Source organism: Stenotrophomonas forensis (assembly GCF_028752115.1).
GTDB lineage: Bacteria > Pseudomonadota > Gammaproteobacteria > Xanthomonadales > Xanthomonadaceae > Stenotrophomonas > Stenotrophomonas forensis.
Window position 1 is genome coordinate 1,270,485 of record NZ_CP082270.1, and the last position, 17,727, is coordinate 1,288,211.

Sequence of the window (17,727 nt, forward strand, 5' to 3'; positions counted from 1 at the left end):
TTCAGGGCTCCCCCGTTTTGAGTCCTGTCATTCCAGGTGCTATTTGGATAAACGCATTTCCGACTCACAGGGTGCTGCTGAAAATCGAGCGTGAACGGCCAGGAGTTCTCGCTGCAGTCGGAATCATCAAGGTTGATTGGTGGCTTGGTTGCTTGCGTGGTATTGCAGAGCTTGCCCTTACTTCAAAGGGGCAGGCGCTCCATCTGGGTGAACGGTGGGTGTTCAGGGACATCGAGTTCGAACGATCCCGTCGGCGCGTGGTACAGCGCCCGCTCGCTGCGTTTGAAGTCGATCCTGCCGCTGCGGATGGCCGGCGACGGTTTCATGTTCCGTCTTCCTGGGCCGGACCCTTCAGCTCGATGGTGTTGCCGTCCGGGTCATGGAAGTAGAGCGACAGGCCGTCCCCTCGGCGCCGAAGTTGACCTCCGTCGGCGCCAGTATCTGCACGCCGTGCGCGGCGGGGTGTGCGACGAGCGCGGCCTCGTCGAAGGGCTCGATGCGCAGGCACAGGTGGTCGACATTGCGGCCGTCCTTGCCCGGGCCGGCTCCGCCGCGGCGGCCCAGCGTTCCCTTGAGGCTGACCAGGTCGATCATCGGCGTGCCGGCGCGCAGATGGACCGGGCCCAGATGATCGGGCCGCCGCGCCACGCCGCAACCCAGCACCCGTTGTTAGAAGTCCACGCTGCGTGGCAGGTCCTGGACCCGGAACACCAGGTGGTCGATGCGTTGAACACTGAAGGGGCGGTCCATGATCCTGTTCTCCTACCGGGTTGCACTGCTTGGCCGAACGCGTTCAGTGGGCTTTTCGCAGACAATCGGCACTCCAGGATGCGGCTTCCCAAGCGGGCCAGGGCTTCGTGGGAGCAGGGGCAGCTGTCGTACAGAAAGATTTGGAGAGAAAGAAATGACTTCCATGATAAAAGGCCTTCTAGGAACTCAGCTCCTCGCTGCGTTCTTTGGCCTTACGTATTTCGCAGTTCTTGCGTACCGCCATCACCCGGATGCTGTGCATATCGGTTTGCGGATTTGGGGCTACTTCGCGGCGATCTTTCTAATCCTTCAACTCCTCCTTGCGCTGAAGCAGTGGTGGCAAAGCCCGCATCGAAGGCGATAGGAGTACGCTCTTTCGTGAACTCGGTTGCATCAAAAACACAAGCCGCTCAATGGCCGGGTTGCCAACGTTCGCCGTGACTGTGAGTGCTTGCGGCACTGAAGGGTAGAGTAATTCGAGGAACTGGTTTCACCCTTGAAATCGGCCCTATGGTGTCGGGAGTTTCCGTTCCGTGCATCCATCGCTCTGAGCTTGGTCTCCGTTGGCGACCTGCCTGGCTCCAGGACTTGGAGTGGTGCTTTCGCGGTACGTGCAGGACGCTCGGCTGGTGTTCCAGAGTGATGGCCGCAAGGGGCCGGGGCGCGAGTACCTCCACCTGGCCGGCAGCCTGATCGCTCGCCGGGACTACGCAGGCCCGGACGCAAAGATCGCCTACCTGCACACCGATGCGCTGGGAAGCCCGGTTGCGAGTACGGATGCCTCTGGCACCTTGATCGAGCGCACTCATTAAGAGTCGTATGGCGCGCCGGTCGGCAAGGTAGTGGATGGCCCTGCGCCAGCACGAAATTCGATTGATTCCGGTTGTAAATGAAGGGGGGGTAAAATTGCTGCCTGGCATTGTGGTTAACGTCAAGGCCAAGATTATTGGGGTCTTGCTCACTTGCGACGCTGGCGCTGGCTTCGATACGATCGGCGCTGTCGGTCCATCCATCCGTAGCTATTCTGGATCTTCCCGCATGTTTGACGACACAGTGGCGTACGACAAATGAGCATCGAACAGCTATTCTCTGAATATCGTGTTCTGTTTGTATTGCTATATTCGCTGGCGTTCGTTAACGCGCTGCTTGCGCATCGAGCGCTCTACGAATTGAAGGTGCACGCTCCGGAATTGCTAAGAGGTGTAGGAATAGATCGTATTGATTGGTGGTTTGGTTGCATTCGTGGCGTGTTGCGGCTGGGCTTCGGTAAGGCAGGGCGTGATCTTCCATGGTTCTCCAGAACTCTCTTCAAGGGGGTTGGGTTTCACTACGCTTGGCTCAGTGCCCTGATGCTTTTGGTTGTTCTTGGGATATTGAAGATCGGTTCCTAGTTGTCTTGGTGGGCGTAGCCGAGCGGGCTGATGGAAGACTAATCGCCAGATGCGCCAGGTCAGGTTGAGCGGGTCGGGAGCTTCGCTGCCGACGTTCGTTAATATGCGAATGGCTACATCCAGCGGTTCATGTGCGGCAACGGCATCGTGCACACGATGGCATCTCCAGAAAGTGCGGTGGGTTGAGAGACCCGAAGGTCCGTGAAATGAAGAGGATAGTCTCATCCCATTTGCCTCCTCTGTTGGTTGAAGTCGCAGCGAAGCGCAACCTTCAGTTGCCTGGGGAAGGCTTTGGAAGCCTGGTTGAACGTGATCGCGAGTTGCTGATCAATACCTTGGTTCAGGAGTTGTTGGAGACTGGTTTGGGCGCTGATGATGAGCCCAATCAACGAGGCCTGGAGATCGAAGAGATCATTGATTTCGTCCTTTCCATCCCTGGATCGCCTGATGCGCAAGGCGGGTGAATAGTCACTGATGTCGACTCCCAAGTGGCGAGTCGTAGGTTCGATTTCTGCTTGCGGTTTCAGTTGCAATGAAAAGCTCCGCTTCTGGTCGGGCTTTTTGTTTGTGCTTCGGTAGCGCAGCGCCATGGCCGCCGGCTGGAGGGCGGGCATTGCACAGTAGTGCCAGCCCATGGATGGCAAAACGGAAGCCAATCGCCTGTCGCTTTCTGCATGATCGGTCGGCCAGTTGCGACAGATCGCACGGCGCCGCCAACTGGCCGTCCATTCGGCCAGGCTGCTTCATACAATTATTGGTAAGCGGGAAACGTCACGGGTCTCAAAGATCTACAAGCTATTTGCGGCACCTCATGTCGTCGCCGCCCAAGCATTAGCGCACTCGCGTCTTCTCGTGTCGCCCGCGCCATCTACCGCGCATGCAACAATTCGTACCGCTCCTTTCGATGCATCCGAACCTTTCGGATTTTTCTCATTGAATCGAAGGTGCAGGCGTAAACAACATAGCGCGCCACCGGAAAAGGGTGGCCGGGCATCCAAACCCGAGACAGATGTTACTTACGCTTGCCAGTCGGCACCGTCCTGAAGCGGTGCCGGCTGGCAATCCGTCGGCCTTTATGGCGGGCGGTGCGTGGGGGTCTTCGGACCCGCCGGTCAATGGTAACTATCTGTCCCGGTTTGGAACCCGCACCGTCCGCCACCCCGCTTCCGCGCGGTGGCGCTGCTAAGTACAGCCACGGAAGCCGACGCCATGACCACTCGCAAGATTCCGCCATTCCCCGTCGATGAACCCACCAACGACGACGACAACCCGTCCTTTGATCTCAGCACCTTCCAGGGCTGCCTCAAGCGCATCCGCGATGGCGAAGGGTCCGATGGCATGCTGTGGCCGGAAGAGAACCTGTCAGACGGCCGCCGTCAGTCCCTGGCCAGGATCGACCGCGCGGCGGTGGGCATGCTGACCGCAGTGGAGATGCTGCATGCGGCCAGCCGCTGCGAATCCATGGCCACGCCCGACCGGCATCTGGATGAGGGCGTCGTCGAGGGCTTGTTCTTCGCATGCCGCGAACTGGCTGAACTGGTGTGCAGGGAAGTGCGGCCGGCCTGACCTCAACTGGCTTGGGCGACCGCTGACGCCCTCGTGCGGTGAATCGCCATTGCCAAATGCGTTCAGCGGAATTTGCTGGTCTAGCGGCTTTGGCTCGGCTGGGCCGGATGCTACGCTGGCTGCCCGCGCTGACAGAAAGTCCTGCGACAGGGTGCTGCAGCCAGATGGATCTGTCGTTACCACATCACATGTAAAAGTGCAGGGCAGAAGGGTATGCGTTAGGCGCTGCCAGAAGGGCCGCCAAAGCGGAACGGGGATTGCTTATGGACACTGCGATTACGCTGTTGCAAAGATGGTACACGAAGCACTGCGACGAAGATTGGGAGCACTCCTATGGCATCAAGATTGAGACACTGGACAACCCAGGGTGGATTCTCACTATCGACTTGATTGACACGGAGCTTAGTGAGTATTCGCTGCCCAGGACGCGCGTCGATCGTTCAGAAGCAGACTGGATTCAGTCCGAAATTTCTGATCGGCGCTACATTGCTTGTGGGGGCGTGCTTAACCTGGAGGAGATGGTACTTCAGTTCTTGAATTTCGCCGGGGAGAGCGGCGCCGACAGTTGCGACGCGCCAAGCGAAGGCGTCGGGTATAGCCATGGCAGGCATTCCGGAAAGCTACGGAGATGATCCGTCCTTAATCAGCGTATGCTTCTGGACGCTTGGCCGGTGATCGGCCGGGCATGGGGATGGCAGGATGTTGCGTCCGATGTCGAGCTCACTTCAGGGAAGCTGCCATGTTGCACAACGTTATTTTCTCGGTGGCATTTATATCCGTTTCAATCTACCTGATGGTCTTCTTCCGGTTTACAAGGCGCGTTCCGAGACTGCATCCAGAGTTGTGGCAGAGCCTCGGTTGTCCGGAGCCGTTTGGCCTGCGCGGTCAGTCAACGTATCTGGCAGTCGTGCTTGGGCTTGAGAAAAGGGCGCCGATACAGGCCATGCCCGCGGTTCGCAGTGAGGTGTTGGTCATACGTGCTTCACTGGCGATCACGGTGGCCGCTTTCGTTGTAGCTGCAGTATTGACTGGCTAGACCTCCATGAAAGACCCGTCTGCTCGAAAGATCCGTCGGTACTTGGTACGGCGCCCCATTCGCTGCGCTTGATCTCGTCTGTTCGCTACGGGTGGCCGCTTGTGTGTTCACGTGGCGTCTTTCTGGGCTGGCCCTTTCAGTTCGATGGAGTTGCCATCGGGGTCATGGAAGTACAGTGACAGGCCATCGCCCTCGGCGCCGAAGTTGACCTCGGCCGGCGCCAGGACCTGCACGCCGTGCGCGGTCAGATGGGCGACCAGCGCGGCCTCGTCGAAGGGCTCGATGCGCAGGCACAGGTGGTCGACGTTGCGGCCTTCCGTGCCGGGGCCGACGCCCCCGCGGCCACCCAGGGTTCCGTCGAGGCTGATCAGGTCGATCATCGACGCACCCGCGCGCAGGTGGACCAGGCCCAGAGAATCGCGTTGCCGCGCCACGGTGCAGCCCAACACCTGCAGATAGAAGTCCACGCTGCGCGGCAGGTCCCGGACCCGGAACACCACATGATCGATACGTTGAATGCTGAAGGGGCGCTCCATGTTCCTGGCTCCTGGTCGGGTCGTTGATTGGCTGAACGCGTTCAGTAGGCTTTGCCGGTCCGGTGGCTTTGGCGTGGCCGGGCCCGGTGTTACGCTGCGAGCCCGTGCGGCTGGACAGCCCGCGGGCGCGCGGTGCGACAACGTGTCGCAGCCAGATCGGCGCCTTTCCTGCGCTCGATCATTGTCAATGCCTTTCTTAAATGGTGGGTGACGGCCTAAAATTGTAGGGCTGACTCGACCCCACCTCCCTGCCTGTCCCCGGACCGGTGGGACCGGCTTTGGCCGGAACAGGCAGGACGGGGAACGGCATTCCCTCGCAATTGGATCGACCGATGATTCCGTTGAAAACCCTTGGGCGCTGGTTGCGCCCGGGCCTGCTGCTGTCGTTGCTGGTGATGCTCACCGGCTGCGATGCCGTGGCCATCCTCAGTCCGAAGGGCCAGATCGGCCAGGATGAGAAGACCCTGCTGATCACGGCCACCGTGCTCATGCTGCTGGTCGTCATCCCGGTCATCATCATGACCCTGACCTTCGCGTGGAAGTATCGCGCCTCCAACACCAAGGCCCGTTACGAGCCGAAGTGGTCCCACTCGACGGCGATCGAGGTGGTGGTGTGGTCCATTCCGTGCATGATCGTGCTGGTGCTGGCGGTCCTGACCTGGCGTTCGTCGCACGCGCTTGACCCGTACAAGCCGCTGGAATCGGACGTCAAGCCGGTCACCATCGAGGCGATCTCGCTGGACTGGAAGTGGCTGTTCATCTATCCGGAAGAGAAGGTGGCGGTCGTCAACGAAATCAAGTTCCCGGTCAACACGCCGCTGAACTTCAAGATCACGTCCGACACGGTGATGAATGCCTTCTTCATCCCGCACCTGGGCAGCATGATCTACTCGATGGCTGCGATGGAGACCAAGCTCCATCTGATCGCCAACGAGACCGGTGAATTCCCGGGCATGTCCTCGCACTACAGCGGCGCGGGCTTCGCCAAGATGCACTTCACCGCCTACTCGGTCACCGATGCCGAATACCGCCAGTGGCTGGACCAGGTCCGTGCCGGCGAGCAGACCCTGGACAAGGCCTCGTTCAAGGCCCTGGGTGAAGCACGCAACGCCGAGTGGTACCCGGTCACCTACTTCGGCAAGACCGAAGAAGGCCTGTTCAACTGGGTCATCGCCAAGCACATGGGCGACAACAAGCACTACGGCATGAAGCACGAACACGCCGGTGCCGCCGCTGCCGATGCCGCCAGCCATGAAGCGCACGAGGGCCACGCCCCCAGTGACGCGCATGATTCCAAGGAATCGGGTGAAAACCTGGATGCCAACGAACACGAACACGCAGGCCATGCCGGCCACGCGGGTTCGGGAGAATGAACATGTTGGGAAAACTCTCTATTGAGTCGATCCCCCACGATCCGATCGTGCTGACCACCCTGGTCGGTGCGGTGCTGGGTGGCCTGGGCGTCATGGCCCTGATCACCAAGTTCAAGCTGTGGGGCTATCTGTGGAAGGAGTGGTTCACCTCGGTGGACCACAAGAAGATCGGCGTGATGTACCTCATCGTCGCCTTCGTCATGCTGCTGCGCGGTTTCTCCGACGCCATCATGATGCGTACCCAGCAGGCGCTCGCCGTTGGCGGGTCCGAGGGTTACCTGCCGCCGCACCACTACGACCAGATCTTCACCGCCCACGGCGTGATCATGATCTTCTTCGTGGCGATGCCGCTGATCACCGGCCTGATGAACCTGGCCGTGCCGCTGCAGATCGGTGCGCGCGACGTCGCGTTCCCGTTCGTCAACTCGCTCAGCTTCTGGCTGTTCGTGTCCGGCGCGGTGCTGATCATGCTGTCGCTGTGGATCGGTGAATTCGCCGCCACCGGCTGGCTGGCGTTCCCGCCGTTGTCGGGCATCGAATACAGTCCAAGCGTCGGTATGGACTACTACATCTGGGGTCTACAGGTCGCAGGCCTGGGTACCACGCTGAGCGGTATCAACTTCTTCATCACCATCTTGAAGATGCGTACCCCCAGCATGAAGCTGATGCAGATGCCGGTGTTCACCTGGACCGCCCTGGTGACCAACGTGCTGATCGTCGCTGCCTTCCCGGTGCTGACCATCACTCTGGTGCTGCTGACCCTGGACCGTTACCTGGGTACGCACTTCTTCACCAATGACGGTGGCGGCAACGCCATGCTGTACATCAACCTGATCTGGATCTGGGGCCACCCGGAGGTGTACATCCTGGTCCTGCCGGCGTTCGGTGTGTTCTCCGAAGTCATCGCGACCTTCTCGCGCAAGGCGCTGTTCGGCTACAAGGGCATGGTCTACGCCACCGCCTGCATCGGCGTGCTGTCGTTCATCGTGTGGCTGCACCACTTCTTCACCATGGGCTCGGGTGCCAACGTCAATGCCTTCTTCGGCATCACGACGATGATCATCTCGATCCCGACCGGCGTGAAGATCTTCAACTGGCTGTTCACCATGTTCCGCGGTCGCGTGCAGTTCACCACGCCCGTGCTGTGGACCATCGGCTTCATGGTCACCTTCACCATCGGCGGCATGACCGGCGTGATGCTGGCGATCCCGGCCATCGACTTCGTGCTGCACAACAGCCTGTTCCTGATCGCCCACTTCCACAACGTCATCATTGGCGGCGTGGTGTTCGGCATGTTCGCCGGCATCACCTACTGGTGGCCGAAGATGTTCGGCTTCCGCCTCAATGAGTTCTGGGGCAAGTGCGCGTTCTGGTGCTGGTTCATCGGCTTCTACGTGACCTTCATGCCGATGTACGTGCTGGGCTTCATGGGCATGACCCGTCGTCTGCAGAGCACCGTCAACCCGGCCTACGAGCCGCTGCTGCTGGTGGCCGCTGCAGGTGCCTTCATCGTCGGCGCCGGCATCCTGTGCCAGATCATCCAGGTGGCCGTGTCGATCCGCGACCGCAAGAAGACTGCCGACCTGACCGGCGACCCGTGGGATGCCCGTACGCTGGAGTGGGAAACCTCTTCGCCGCCGGCCTTCTACAACTTCGGCACGCTGCCGGAAGTCACCGAGCTGGACGATTTCTGGGAGCGCAAGCAGCGTGGTGAAGCCTGGCCGAAGCCGGCCAAGTACACCGACATCCACATGCCGCGCAACACCGGCACGGGCGTGGTCATCGGTGCCTTCAGCCTGGTGTTCGGCTTCGCGATGATCTGGCACATCTGGTGGCTGGCCATCGTCGGCTTCGTCGGCATGATCGCCACGTTCATCTACCGCACCTTCGACCAGGACGTGGACTACTGGGTCCCGGCCGCCGAGGTGGAACGCATCGAGAACGAACACCGCAAGCACCTGGAAAACCAGGGCCTGGTGAAGTCGGAGCTGAAGGCATGAGCACCAATACCTCGACCCTGAGCCACGGGCACGCCGCGCATGCGGCGGCCCATGGCCATGACGACCACGAGCACCACGACACCGGCGGCAACACCGTCTTCGGTTTCTGGGTGTACCTGATGAGCGACTGCCTCATCTTCGCCTCGCTGTTTGCCACCTACGTGGTGCTGTCCGGCGGTACCGATGGCGGCCCCGGCGCGAAGGACCTGTTCGAGCTGCCGTTCGTGGCGTGGGAAACCGCGCTGCTGCTGACCTCGTCGCTGACCTTCGGCCTGGGCATGATCGCCATGCACCGCAAGCAGATGGGCCAGATGTACCTGTGGCTGGCCATCACCTGGCTGCTGGGCTTCGGCTTCATGTGCATGGAAGTGTGGGAATTCCAGCACCTGATCCATCAGGGCTACGGTCCGGACCGCAGTGCCTTCCTGTCGGCGTTCTTCGCCCTGGTCGGTACCCACGGCCTGCACGTCAGCGCCGGCCTGCTGTGGCTGCTGGTGATGTTCGTGCAGCTGAAGAAGTACGGCCTGACCCCGACCAACAAGACCCGCATGGCGTGCCTGAGCCTGTTCTGGCACTTCCTGGACCTGATCTGGATCGGCGTGTTCTCCGTCGTCTACCTCAATGGAGCGCTGTAATGGCACATGACAACCATGCACACGACCACGGCACCGGCGGCGAAAGCCATGGCACCGTGAAGTCGTACCTGATCGGCTTCGTGCTGGCGGTGGTGCTGACCGTCATCCCGTTCTGGATGGTGATGTCGGGTGATTTCTCGCGCACCGTCAACGGTGTGGTGATCGCGATCACCGCGGTACTGCAGATGCTGGTCCACCTGGTGTTCTTCCTGCACCTGGACCGCTCTTCGGAAAGCCGCTGGAACGTCAACGCTGCGGCCTTCACCGTGGTGGTGATCGGCATCATCGTGGTCGGCACCCTGTGGGTCATGCACAACATGAACGTGCACATGATGCACTGACGTCCTGGCGACGTTGCCACGCAGAAAGGCCGCCCTCGGGCGGCCTTTTTGTTTTTCCGTTGTCCGGTAGTGCCGGCCGCTGGCCGGCAATCGCGGGAAGCCGGCCAGCGGCCGGCTCTACCCCGCCACCTTGCGCAGGAATTCCTCGGCCTCCATCGGCCGGCCCAGGTGGTAACCCTGCAGCTGGTCGCAGCCCAGTTCGCTCAGGTACTCGCGCTGCGCCTGCGTCTCCACGCCTTCGGCCACCACCTGCAGCTGCAGGGTGCGGCCCAGCGCGATGATCGACGAGACGATGGCGGCGTCCTCGTCATTGCACTCAAGGTCGTGCACGAAGGCGCGGTCGATCTTCAGTTCGGTGGCCGGCATGCGCTTGAGGTAGAGCAGGCTGGAATAGCCGGTGCCGAAATCGTCGATGGCAATGTGCACGCCCATCGCGGTCAGGTCGTTGAGGATCGCCAGGCTGGCATCGACGTCCTTCATCGCCGTGGTCTCGGTGATCTCCAGGGTCAGCCGTGCCGGTTCGATCCGGTGCCGCTGCAGCACCTCGCGCACGCTGTCCAGCAGTGCCGGCGAGGCGAACTGCAACGGCGACAGGTTCACCGCCATCGACCATTCCGCATGGCCTGCCTCGTGCCACGCACGCAGCTGCGCACACGCACGGTCCAGCACCCAGTCGCCGATCGGCAGGATCAGGCCGCTGCGCTCGGCGATGGGGATGAACACGTCCGGGGCCAGCAGGCCCAGCTCCGGGTGCTGCCAGCGCAGCAGCGCCTCGGCGCCGGTGGCCGGTGCGCCCGCGGCCGGGAACTTGGGCTGGTAATGCAGGATCAGTTCGTCGCGGGCGATGGCCTTGCGCAGGTCCTGCAGCAGGCGCAGCTGGCGATTGGCGCTCAGCTGCATCGACGGGGTGAAGAAGGTGTAGCCGTTCCGGCCGGTTTCCTTGGTGTGGTACATCGCCGCATCGGCGTGCGCCATCAGCTCGCGCTCGTTGCCGGCATCGTCCGGGTACAGCGCGATGCCGAGGCTGGCACTGACCTGCAGCTCGGCCGCATCCAGCGTGAACGGCTCGCCGGCCGCGGCGATGATGCGCTCGGCCACCACCACCGCATCGTCGGGAATGTCGATGGCCAGCACGATCACGAACTCGTCGCCGCCGAGGCGGGCAAAGGTATCCTGCGGCCGCAGCAGGCCGCCGATGCGCTGCGCCACCGCCACCAGCAGGCGGTCGCCGAGCTGGTGGCCGTAGGCATCGTTGACCGCCTTGAAGCCGTCCAGGTCGCAGAACATCACCGCCACCGTGTGGCCGCGGCGGCGCGCCTTCTCGATGGCCTGTTCGATGCGGTCCTGCAGTAGCATGCGGTTGGGCAGCTGGGTGAGCGGGTCGTGCAGCGCGGCCTGGATCAGCTTGTTGTTGGCGCGCGCCAGCGAATCGGCCAGCAGCCCGGTGCGTACGCGCATCTGCCGATCGAACAGCGAGGCGACCAGCGCGATGCCCAGCGTGGCCACGGTGGTGACGATCACCAGCACCGCCAGCCAGCGGGTGTCGATGGCGCCGCTGCCGACCGCGCCGCAGATGCTGCCTTCGGGGAAGCGCGCCGCGGCCATGCCGGTGTAATGCATGCCGACGATGGCCAGGCCCATCACCAGCGAGGCCAGTGCGCGCAGGCGCAGGGTGTTGTGCTGCTCGGCACGCAGGCGGAAGGCGATCCACAGCGCGGCGCCGGCGGCACCGATGGCCACCGCGATCGATGCGGCGAACCAGCCCGGGTGGTAATCGATGCCCGGCTGCATGCGCATCGCCGCCATGCCGAGGTAGTGCATGGTGGCGATGCCCAGCCCCATCAGTACCGCGCCAGCCAGCAGTCGTCGCCACGGCAGGCTGGGCCGCGACACCAGCCACAGCGCATAGGCCGAGGCACCCATGGAGACCGCCAGCGAGTACAGGGTGATGCCGAGGTCGTAGCCGACTGGAATCGGCAGGTCGAAGGCCAGCATGCCGATGAAGTGCATCGACCAGATGCCCAGGCCCATCGCCGCCGCGCCCCCTGCCAGCCACCAGCGGGCCACGCGGCCTTCGGCGGTGGCCAGGCGGCCGGCCATGTCCAGCGCGGTGTACGAAGCAAGAATGGCCACCAGCAGCGAGATGGCAACCAGGCTCTGACTGTAACTGCCAGTCATGTTGAATCCAGTGGGAGAAGGGAGGGGCGCCCGCAAGGCGCACGCCCGCGACCCCTATCGGCGCGGGTGGGCGGGACTTGAGCGGTCGCAGCACCTGCGACCCGGCTCGGCTATCCTGCCACGCCTGTTCCCGTTGCTGGAAATCATCCGATGGCCAAAGCCCGCACCGCCTACGTCTGCAATGAATGCGGCGCCGAGTACAGCAAGTGGCAGGGCCAGTGCACCGAGTGCAATGCCTGGAACTCGCTGTCGGAGATCGTGCTGGAGAGCGCGGCGGCGGCCAAGGCGCCGGCCTCGCGCCGGGCCGGCTGGGCCGGCAAGATCGATCCGCCGAAGATCACCGCGTTGAAGGATGTTGAGCAGACCGAGCACCGCCGGGTCTCCACCGGCATCGGCGAGTTCGACCGCGTGCTGGGCGGCGGCCTGGTCGAAGGTGCGGTGGTGCTGGTGGGTGGCGATCCGGGCATCGGCAAGTCGACCCTGCTGTTGCAGGCGGTGGCCAAGATGGCGGCCGAGCTGCCGGTGCTGTATGTCACCGGCGAGGAGTCGCTGGCCCAGGTGGCCGGCCGTGCGCATCGGCTGGAGCTGCCGCTGGACGGTGTGAATGCGCTGGCCGAGACCGGGGTCGAATCGATCCTGCAGCATGCGTCCAGGGCCGGCCCGCGGCTGATCGTGGCCGATTCGGTGCAGACGCTGTGGACCGAAAGCCTGACCGCCGCGCCCGGCTCGGTCAGCCAGGTGCGCGAGAGCGCGGCGCGGCTGGTGCGCTTCGCCAAGGAGACCGGCACCGCCGTGTTCCTGGTCGGCCACGTGACCAAGGAGGGCGGCATCGCCGGCCCGCGCGTGCTGGAGCACATGGTCGATGCGGTGCTGTACTTCGAGGGTGAGAGCGGCAGCCGCTTCCGCCTGTTGCGCGCGTTCAAGAACCGCTTCGGTGCGGTCAACGAGCTGGGCGTGTTCGCGATGGGCGACAAGGGCCTGAAGGAGGTCTCCAATCCGTCGGCGATCTTCCTGTCCGGGGGCAGTACCCACCAGCCGGGCAGCTGCGTGATGGTCACCCGCGAGGGCACGCGGCCGCTGCTGGTGGAGGTGCAGGCGCTGGTCGATGCCTCGCCGCTGTCGAATCCGCGCCGTGTCGCCGTTGGCCTGGAGCAGAACCGCCTGGCCATGCTGCTGGCGGTGCTGCACCGCCACGGCGGCGTGCTGGTTGGCGACCAGGACGTGTTCGTCAATGTGGTCGGTGGCATCCGCGTACAGGAAACCGCCGCCGACCTGCCGGTGCTGCTGGCGGTGCTGTCCTCGCTGCAGGACCGGCCGCTGGCGGAGAAGACGATTGCCTTTGGCGAGGTCGGCCTGTCCGGCGAGATCCGCCCGGTGCCCAATGGCGAAGACCGCCTGCGCGAGGCCGCCACCCATGGGTTCAAGCGCGCCATCGTGCCCAAGGCCAATGCGCCCAAGGGCGGCTCGGTGAAGGGCATGGAAGTGATCGCGGTGGAGCGGTTGTCCGAGGCCATCGACGCGGCGTGATGCAGGTTACGTAGAGTCGAGCTTGCCCGACTGCTGGCAGAACAGCAGTCGAGCAAGCTCGACTCTACGTGGATGCGGCGGCCGACACGGTACCGGTCAGGCTTGCTGTGCTAGTTTTTCCCGCTCGACGAAGGCGCCCTCTGGTGTCTTTCCGTGCCCAGGAGTAAACGATTACATGCAGGACACCGCGCTCACCGCCCCCAACGCCGAAATCCGTCGCGCCGGGGTCGATCTCAATGGACTGATGACGGTGCTGGGCAAGCACCTGTATTCCACCCCGATGGTGGCGCTGCGCGAACTGGTGCAGAACGCGCACGACTCGATCATCCGCCGCCGCATCGAGCAGCCCGGCGTCGATGTACCCTCGCGCATCGCGGTGCAGGTCGATGCCGGTGCCGGCGTGCTGCGCATCACCGATACCGGTGCCGGCCTGACCCGCCAGGAAATCCATGACTACCTCGCCACCGTCGGCGTTGGTTACACCCGTGGCCTGCGCCAGGGCGGCGAGGACGACGATGGCCTGATCGGCATGTTCGGCCTGGGCTTCCTGTCGGCGTTCGTGCTGGCGCGCCGGGTCAGCGTGCGCACCACTTCCTACCAGACGCCCGAGCTGGGCCATCTGTACGTGTCCAGCAATGCCGAGCAGTACACCGTCAGCGAAGTGCCGGCACGTGCGGTCGGCACCGAGGTGGAGCTGGAGCTGCATCCGGATTTCCTGCCGCTGGCCAACGAGGCGCGCCTGCACGAGGTGCTGGGCCGCTACTGCGCGCTGCTGTCCGAGCCGATCTTCATCGGCGCCGCAGCCGAGGCGCTCAACCCTGAGCCGCCGCCGTGGCGCGGCCAGCATGATGTCGCGCTGCATCCGGTGCAGGCACGCCGGCAGGCGCTGCAGTTCGCCGCACGCTTCGAGCACGATTTCGAACCGATCGTCACCGTGCCGCTGGGTGCCGATGGCCGCAGTGATGCCACCGGCCTGCTGTGGGTGCAGGACGGTGCCACCTATGGCACCAGCGACAACCGCAACCTGTCGGTGTTCGTGCGCGGCATGCTGCTGGACGATGATGCGCGCGACCTGCTGCCGCCGTGGGCCGGGTTCATCGGCGGGGTGATCGAGTCGTCCCGTCTCACGCCCACCGCCAGCCGCGAAGACCTGCAGCGCGATGACCAGTACCGTGCCGTGCAGCATGCGTTGCTGGAGGCATTGATCGACGGCCTGGCCGACGTTGCGCGACAGCAGCCGGAAGCGTGGCGGCGTGTACTGAGCCGCCACAACGAGGCGCTGCTGGGCGCGGCGCTGTGCGACGACCGCCTGTTCGACCTGCTGCTGGAACACGTGCGCGTGCCGACCTCGCAGGGCGACCTGCCGGCCAGTGCATTGCCGGCACGCGGTGCCGTGCACGTGATCCTCGACAACGGTGGCGGCTTCGAGGAAATGCTGTTCCGCGCGATGGGCGTGCCGGTCGCGCATGGCCATCGCTATGCGGTGGTGCCGTTCCTGCGGCGCTGGGCCCAGGCCAAGGGCCTGCGCCTGGTCGAACTCGGCACCGAGCAGGGCAATCGTGCGTTGTTCCGCAGCGACGACAGCCTCGACGAAGCACAGTTGGCATGGTTGCGTGAGCAGTTGGGCGACGGTGAGCAGCTGCTGCCGGCGCGCTTCAGCCCGGAGGCGCTGCCGGTGGTGGTGGTGCCCGACCGTGAGGCCGAACTGAAGCAGCGCCTGGAAGACGACGAGAACGACAAGCGTGTGTCGATGGCGGCGCTGCGCTTGGCGCGGCAGTTCACCGCGCGCATCGAATCGCGCGCGCCGTCGCGGCTGTATCTCAATCTCGACAATCCGGCGGTGCAGGCGCTGCTGCGCGCGCAGCGCGAGGGCCACCCCCAGGCCGAAGCCGCGGCGCGCCTGCTGCGCTCGCTGAAGATCATCGTTGCCGCGCAGGGCCGTCCGCTGGCCCGCGCGACCGGCACGCCGGGCCCGGATCTCAACGGCGCCTTCTCCGATATTGCCGGTGCCCTGCAGCAGATGCTGCGCTGAGCACCGCCCCCTCTCATCCAGCCTTCGCTAGACAGGAGCACTTATCCCATGGACATCTGGAACTGGGTCGAAAAACTGCAGGGCGACCTGCGCCAGGCCGGCCAGGCGCAGAACGCGCACCTGCTGAACCGCCTCGCCGACGAGGTGAGTGAACTGCGTGTCGACCGCGTCGACGCGCTGCTGCCCGAGGCGCGCGCGCTGGGCAAGGCGCTGGACAACCCGTGGGTCGACGTCTACGTCGGCCATTGGGCGCTGCGCAACCGTGTCGGCAATCGTGTCGAGGGCGAGAGCGCGCTGGGCGAAGCGGTGGCGCTGTTCGAGCGGGCGCACCGCGAGGACACGCTGGAGTGCCCGCAGTCGATCTGCGTGACCCAGGACCTGGCCGCCTGCTACGGCAACATCGATGGCCCCGGCTGGGTGCCCGAGCGCATCGAGGTGTGCGATGAAACGCTGGCGCGCATCAATCCCGGCTGGGCCTGCTTCCAGTGCCTGAGCTGCGAGAAGGCCGACGCGCTGCTCGACGATGGTCGCGGCCAGGATGCGCTCGACTACCTGCAGGTGCAGTCCGATGCGATCGAGGCCTGTGGCAAGGAAGTGTTCGACAGCTTCCCGGAGATGCAGATCAAGATCCTGCTGGGCATGGGGCGCGCCGAGGAGGCGCTGGTGCTGATCGAGAAGCGCGAGGCCGAAGTGGCCGCGTCCGGTGAGTACGAGCCGGCCAACTGCACGGTGCCGCGCCGCCTGTCCAAGGCCTGGGCGCTGGCCCAGCTGGGACGCGATGAAGAGGCGCTGCAGCAGCTGGTGCCCTGGAGTGAACTGACCCCCACCTACTGGCGGCTGTGGGCGAACACCGCCGCCGCGCTGTGCCAGCGCGATCCGGCACGCAACAGCTGGGATCTGGGCACGCGTTACTCCACCATCATCGAGCACTTCGCCCAGGTCGGTTCGCACCGCCTGCTGATCGAAGTGGCTGCGCTGAGCGTGGAGCTGGCCCTGCAGCGCGGTGCGCGCTGGGTCGCGCAGCGCCAGCTGGCACTGGCCCGCACCCATCTGGCGCAGTTGCGCCAGGACCGCGGTGCGGCGGCGCTGGTGGCTGGGCTGGCCGCGCGCATCGAGGCGTTGCCGGAGGTGGCACCGCTGCCGGTTCCCGCGGGCGACCTGCTGGCGTGGCTGAGCGAGCAGGGCGAGCAGAACCAGTCGCGTGACCCCGAACGCGAGGCGCAATGGCTGCTGCAGGCACAGGCGCAACTGCCCGATGACGAAGCGCTGGCCGAGACAGCGGCTTCTGCGCTGGCTGCCTGCGGTGCGCAGGCCGAGGCGCGCGCGCTGCTGTGGCAGTTCGTGCAGGCGCACGCGCAGGAAGACGGCCCGGCGGCCTACACCCTGATGCGCTGGCTGACCGAGCAGGGCGATGACGATGGCCTGCGTCGCCTGGCCGACGTCTATCGCGGCAGCGTGCCGGTGTTCGCGCACTGGTGCGAGGTGCAACGCGCCCGCCGCGTGTCCGACTGGCCGGCGCTGGAGCAGGCCGCACAGGCGTTGCTGGCGGCCTCGCCGGGCTCGCACGGTGCACGCGGTACGCTGGCGCGGATGTACATGGAAACCGGCCGCTTCAGCGAAGCACAGGCCTGCTATGCGCAGCTGGTGGAGCTGCTGGAAGAACCCAACGCCGCGCATTGGGACCACATGAGCGCGGCCAGTGCGGCGCGCGACTGGGACGCGGTGCGCCGCTCGGCGGCGGCGATCGGCATGGAGCTGTCCAGCCAGGACGGCGTGGTCGAGGAGCCCTGGGGCTGGGTGATCATCCGCAGCGAAGAGCATGGCGAGCCGATGGAGTACTACGCGCGCCGCAGCGGCCCGGTCACCGCGCGCATCGTCGAAAACGCACCGGCCAACCGCGCCCAGCAGGTGGGCGACTGGGTGGTGTTCGATGCCGCGCTGGTGCATCCGGCACCGGAAGAGGAGGAAGCGCGCGAGCATTTCATCCCGACCTACGCACAGGTGCATGTGCTGGAGCGCGGCGGCTTTGCCCGCAGCTGGCTGATCGATGGCGCGCACCCGGGCGAAGAGGCCTGGAACGCCTTTGTTGAAGCCGCCGAAGCACAGGGTTGGCAGGTCTGGTCGCACAGCCGCCCGGACTACACCGTGACCGATCCGGACGCGGACGAGGGCACCCTGCCGGGCGTGCTGTTCACCGTGGCCCAGCCGCAGGACCATGCGCCGCTGGCGCTGCATCGCTTCCTGCAGCAGCAGACCGCGACGTGGCCACATCCGCACTGCTGGCTGCGCCTGGCTGAAGCCTGTGACCAGGACCGCCAGCCGCACCTGGACGTGATCGAGCGCTACGGGTTGTAAGCCCGGT

At 64.5% G+C, this 17,727-nt stretch carries 18 protein-coding genes; 13 read left to right on the forward strand and 5 right to left on the reverse strand.

What is annotated here, in order from left to right:
- Positions 1 to 182: 182 nt before the first annotated feature.
- Together K5L94_RS05975 and K5L94_RS05980 are read right to left on the reverse strand one after the other, a co-directional pair.
- Positions 183 to 326: a hypothetical protein gene (locus tag K5L94_RS05975; RefSeq protein ID WP_274512227.1), complete on the reverse strand. Its 144-nt coding sequence runs from the start codon at positions 324 to 326 to the stop codon at positions 183 to 185.
- A gap of 25 nt (positions 327 to 351) precedes the next feature.
- Positions 352 to 594: a VOC family protein gene (locus K5L94_RS05980; RefSeq protein WP_274512228.1), complete on the reverse strand. Its 243-nt coding sequence runs from the start codon at positions 592 to 594 to the stop codon at positions 352 to 354.
- A gap of 749 nt (positions 595 to 1,343) precedes the next feature.
- On the opposite strand from K5L94_RS05980, the gene K5L94_RS05985 reads away from it, so the two are divergent.
- Genes K5L94_RS05985 through K5L94_RS05995 form a run of 3 tightly spaced genes read left to right on the forward strand, consistent with a single transcriptional unit; the run spans position 1,344 to position 2,141 of the window.
- The gene (locus K5L94_RS05985) at positions 1,344 to 1,562 is read left to right on the forward strand and encodes a hypothetical protein (RefSeq protein WP_274512229.1); all 219 of its coding nucleotides are present in this window, start codon (positions 1,344 to 1,346) and stop codon (positions 1,560 to 1,562) included.
- A 34-nt stretch (positions 1,563 to 1,596) separates the two neighbouring features.
- Positions 1,597 to 1,821, forward strand: a complete 225-nt coding sequence (locus K5L94_RS05990) for a hypothetical protein (protein WP_274512230.1) — start codon at positions 1,597 to 1,599, stop codon at positions 1,819 to 1,821.
- Positions 1,818 to 2,141, forward strand: a complete 324-nt coding sequence (locus tag K5L94_RS05995; protein ID WP_274512232.1) for a hypothetical protein — start codon at positions 1,818 to 1,820, stop codon at positions 2,139 to 2,141. The genes K5L94_RS05990 and K5L94_RS05995 overlap by 4 nt, the downstream gene beginning before the upstream one ends.
- Positions 2,142 to 2,362: 221 nt before the next feature.
- On the opposite strand, the gene K5L94_RS06000 is transcribed toward K5L94_RS05995, so the two are convergent.
- Positions 2,363 to 2,731, reverse strand: a complete 369-nt coding sequence (locus K5L94_RS06000) for a hypothetical protein (RefSeq protein WP_274512234.1) — start codon at positions 2,729 to 2,731, stop codon at positions 2,363 to 2,365.
- Between the two features lie 619 nt (positions 2,732 to 3,350).
- Here K5L94_RS06000 and K5L94_RS06005 point away from each other — a divergent pair.
- The 3 genes from K5L94_RS06005 (at position 3,351) to K5L94_RS06015 (ending at position 4,743) form a co-directional block, all read left to right on the forward strand.
- A complete protein-coding gene (locus K5L94_RS06005) occupies positions 3,351 to 3,707 on the forward strand; it encodes a hypothetical protein (RefSeq protein ID WP_080375989.1) in 357 nt (118 codons plus the stop codon).
- 263 nt (positions 3,708 to 3,970) lie between these two features.
- Entirely contained in the window at positions 3,971 to 4,339 is a 369-nt protein-coding gene (locus K5L94_RS06010; protein ID WP_274512235.1) for an immunity 53 family protein, read from the forward strand.
- A gap of 107 nt (positions 4,340 to 4,446) precedes the next feature.
- Positions 4,447 to 4,743, forward strand: a complete 297-nt coding sequence (locus tag K5L94_RS06015; RefSeq protein ID WP_164085720.1) for a hypothetical protein — start codon at positions 4,447 to 4,449, stop codon at positions 4,741 to 4,743.
- Between the two features lie 107 nt (positions 4,744 to 4,850).
- Here the strand turns inward: K5L94_RS06015 and K5L94_RS06020 are convergent, their stop codons facing one another.
- On the reverse strand, positions 4,851 to 5,279 hold the full coding sequence (locus K5L94_RS06020) for a VOC family protein (protein WP_274512237.1): 429 nt from the start codon (positions 5,277 to 5,279) through the stop codon (positions 4,851 to 4,853).
- Between the two features lie 332 nt (positions 5,280 to 5,611).
- Between K5L94_RS06020 and cyoA the strand changes: the two genes are divergently transcribed.
- The 4 genes from cyoA to cyoD are packed head-to-tail and all read left to right on the forward strand — an operon-like array spanning position 5,612 to position 9,628.
- A complete protein-coding gene (gene cyoA / locus K5L94_RS06025) occupies positions 5,612 to 6,652 on the forward strand; it encodes a ubiquinol oxidase subunit II (protein ID WP_008267587.1) in 1,041 nt (346 codons plus the stop codon).
- A 2-nt stretch (positions 6,653 to 6,654) separates the two neighbouring features.
- Positions 6,655 to 8,652, forward strand: coding sequence for a cytochrome o ubiquinol oxidase subunit I (gene cyoB, locus K5L94_RS06030; RefSeq protein WP_040008505.1), 1,998 nt, complete (start codon positions 6,655 to 6,657; stop codon positions 8,650 to 8,652).
- Entirely contained in the window at positions 8,649 to 9,287 is a 639-nt protein-coding gene (gene cyoC, locus K5L94_RS06035; protein WP_006425005.1) for a cytochrome o ubiquinol oxidase subunit III, read from the forward strand. Before cyoB ends, cyoC begins: the two co-directional genes overlap by 4 nt.
- Positions 9,287 to 9,628, forward strand: a complete 342-nt coding sequence (gene cyoD, locus K5L94_RS06040; RefSeq protein ID WP_005408584.1) for a cytochrome o ubiquinol oxidase subunit IV — start codon at positions 9,287 to 9,289, stop codon at positions 9,626 to 9,628. The genes cyoC and cyoD overlap by 1 nt, the downstream gene beginning before the upstream one ends.
- A 117-nt stretch (positions 9,629 to 9,745) precedes the next feature.
- Here cyoD and K5L94_RS06045 read toward each other — a convergent pair whose 3' ends face one another.
- Entirely contained in the window at positions 9,746 to 11,806 is a 2,061-nt protein-coding gene (locus K5L94_RS06045; protein ID WP_274512239.1) for a putative bifunctional diguanylate cyclase/phosphodiesterase, read from the reverse strand.
- Positions 11,807 to 11,956: 150 nt separating this feature from the next.
- Here K5L94_RS06045 and radA point away from each other — a divergent pair, with 150 nt between their 5' ends.
- From radA to K5L94_RS06060, 3 genes are all read left to right on the forward strand, one after another.
- Positions 11,957 to 13,333 (forward strand): DNA repair protein RadA, encoded by a 1,377-nt coding sequence (gene radA / locus K5L94_RS06050; RefSeq protein WP_006425111.1) that lies wholly within the window; start codon positions 11,957 to 11,959, stop codon positions 13,331 to 13,333.
- Between the two features lie 175 nt (positions 13,334 to 13,508).
- Positions 13,509 to 15,365: an ATP-binding protein gene (locus K5L94_RS06055; RefSeq protein WP_274512240.1), complete on the forward strand. Its 1,857-nt coding sequence runs from the start codon at positions 13,509 to 13,511 to the stop codon at positions 15,363 to 15,365.
- Between the two features lie 48 nt (positions 15,366 to 15,413).
- Positions 15,414 to 17,720, forward strand: a complete 2,307-nt coding sequence (locus tag K5L94_RS06060; RefSeq protein ID WP_053449133.1) for a tetratricopeptide repeat protein — start codon at positions 15,414 to 15,416, stop codon at positions 17,718 to 17,720.
- Positions 17,721 to 17,727 lie beyond the last annotated feature (7 nt).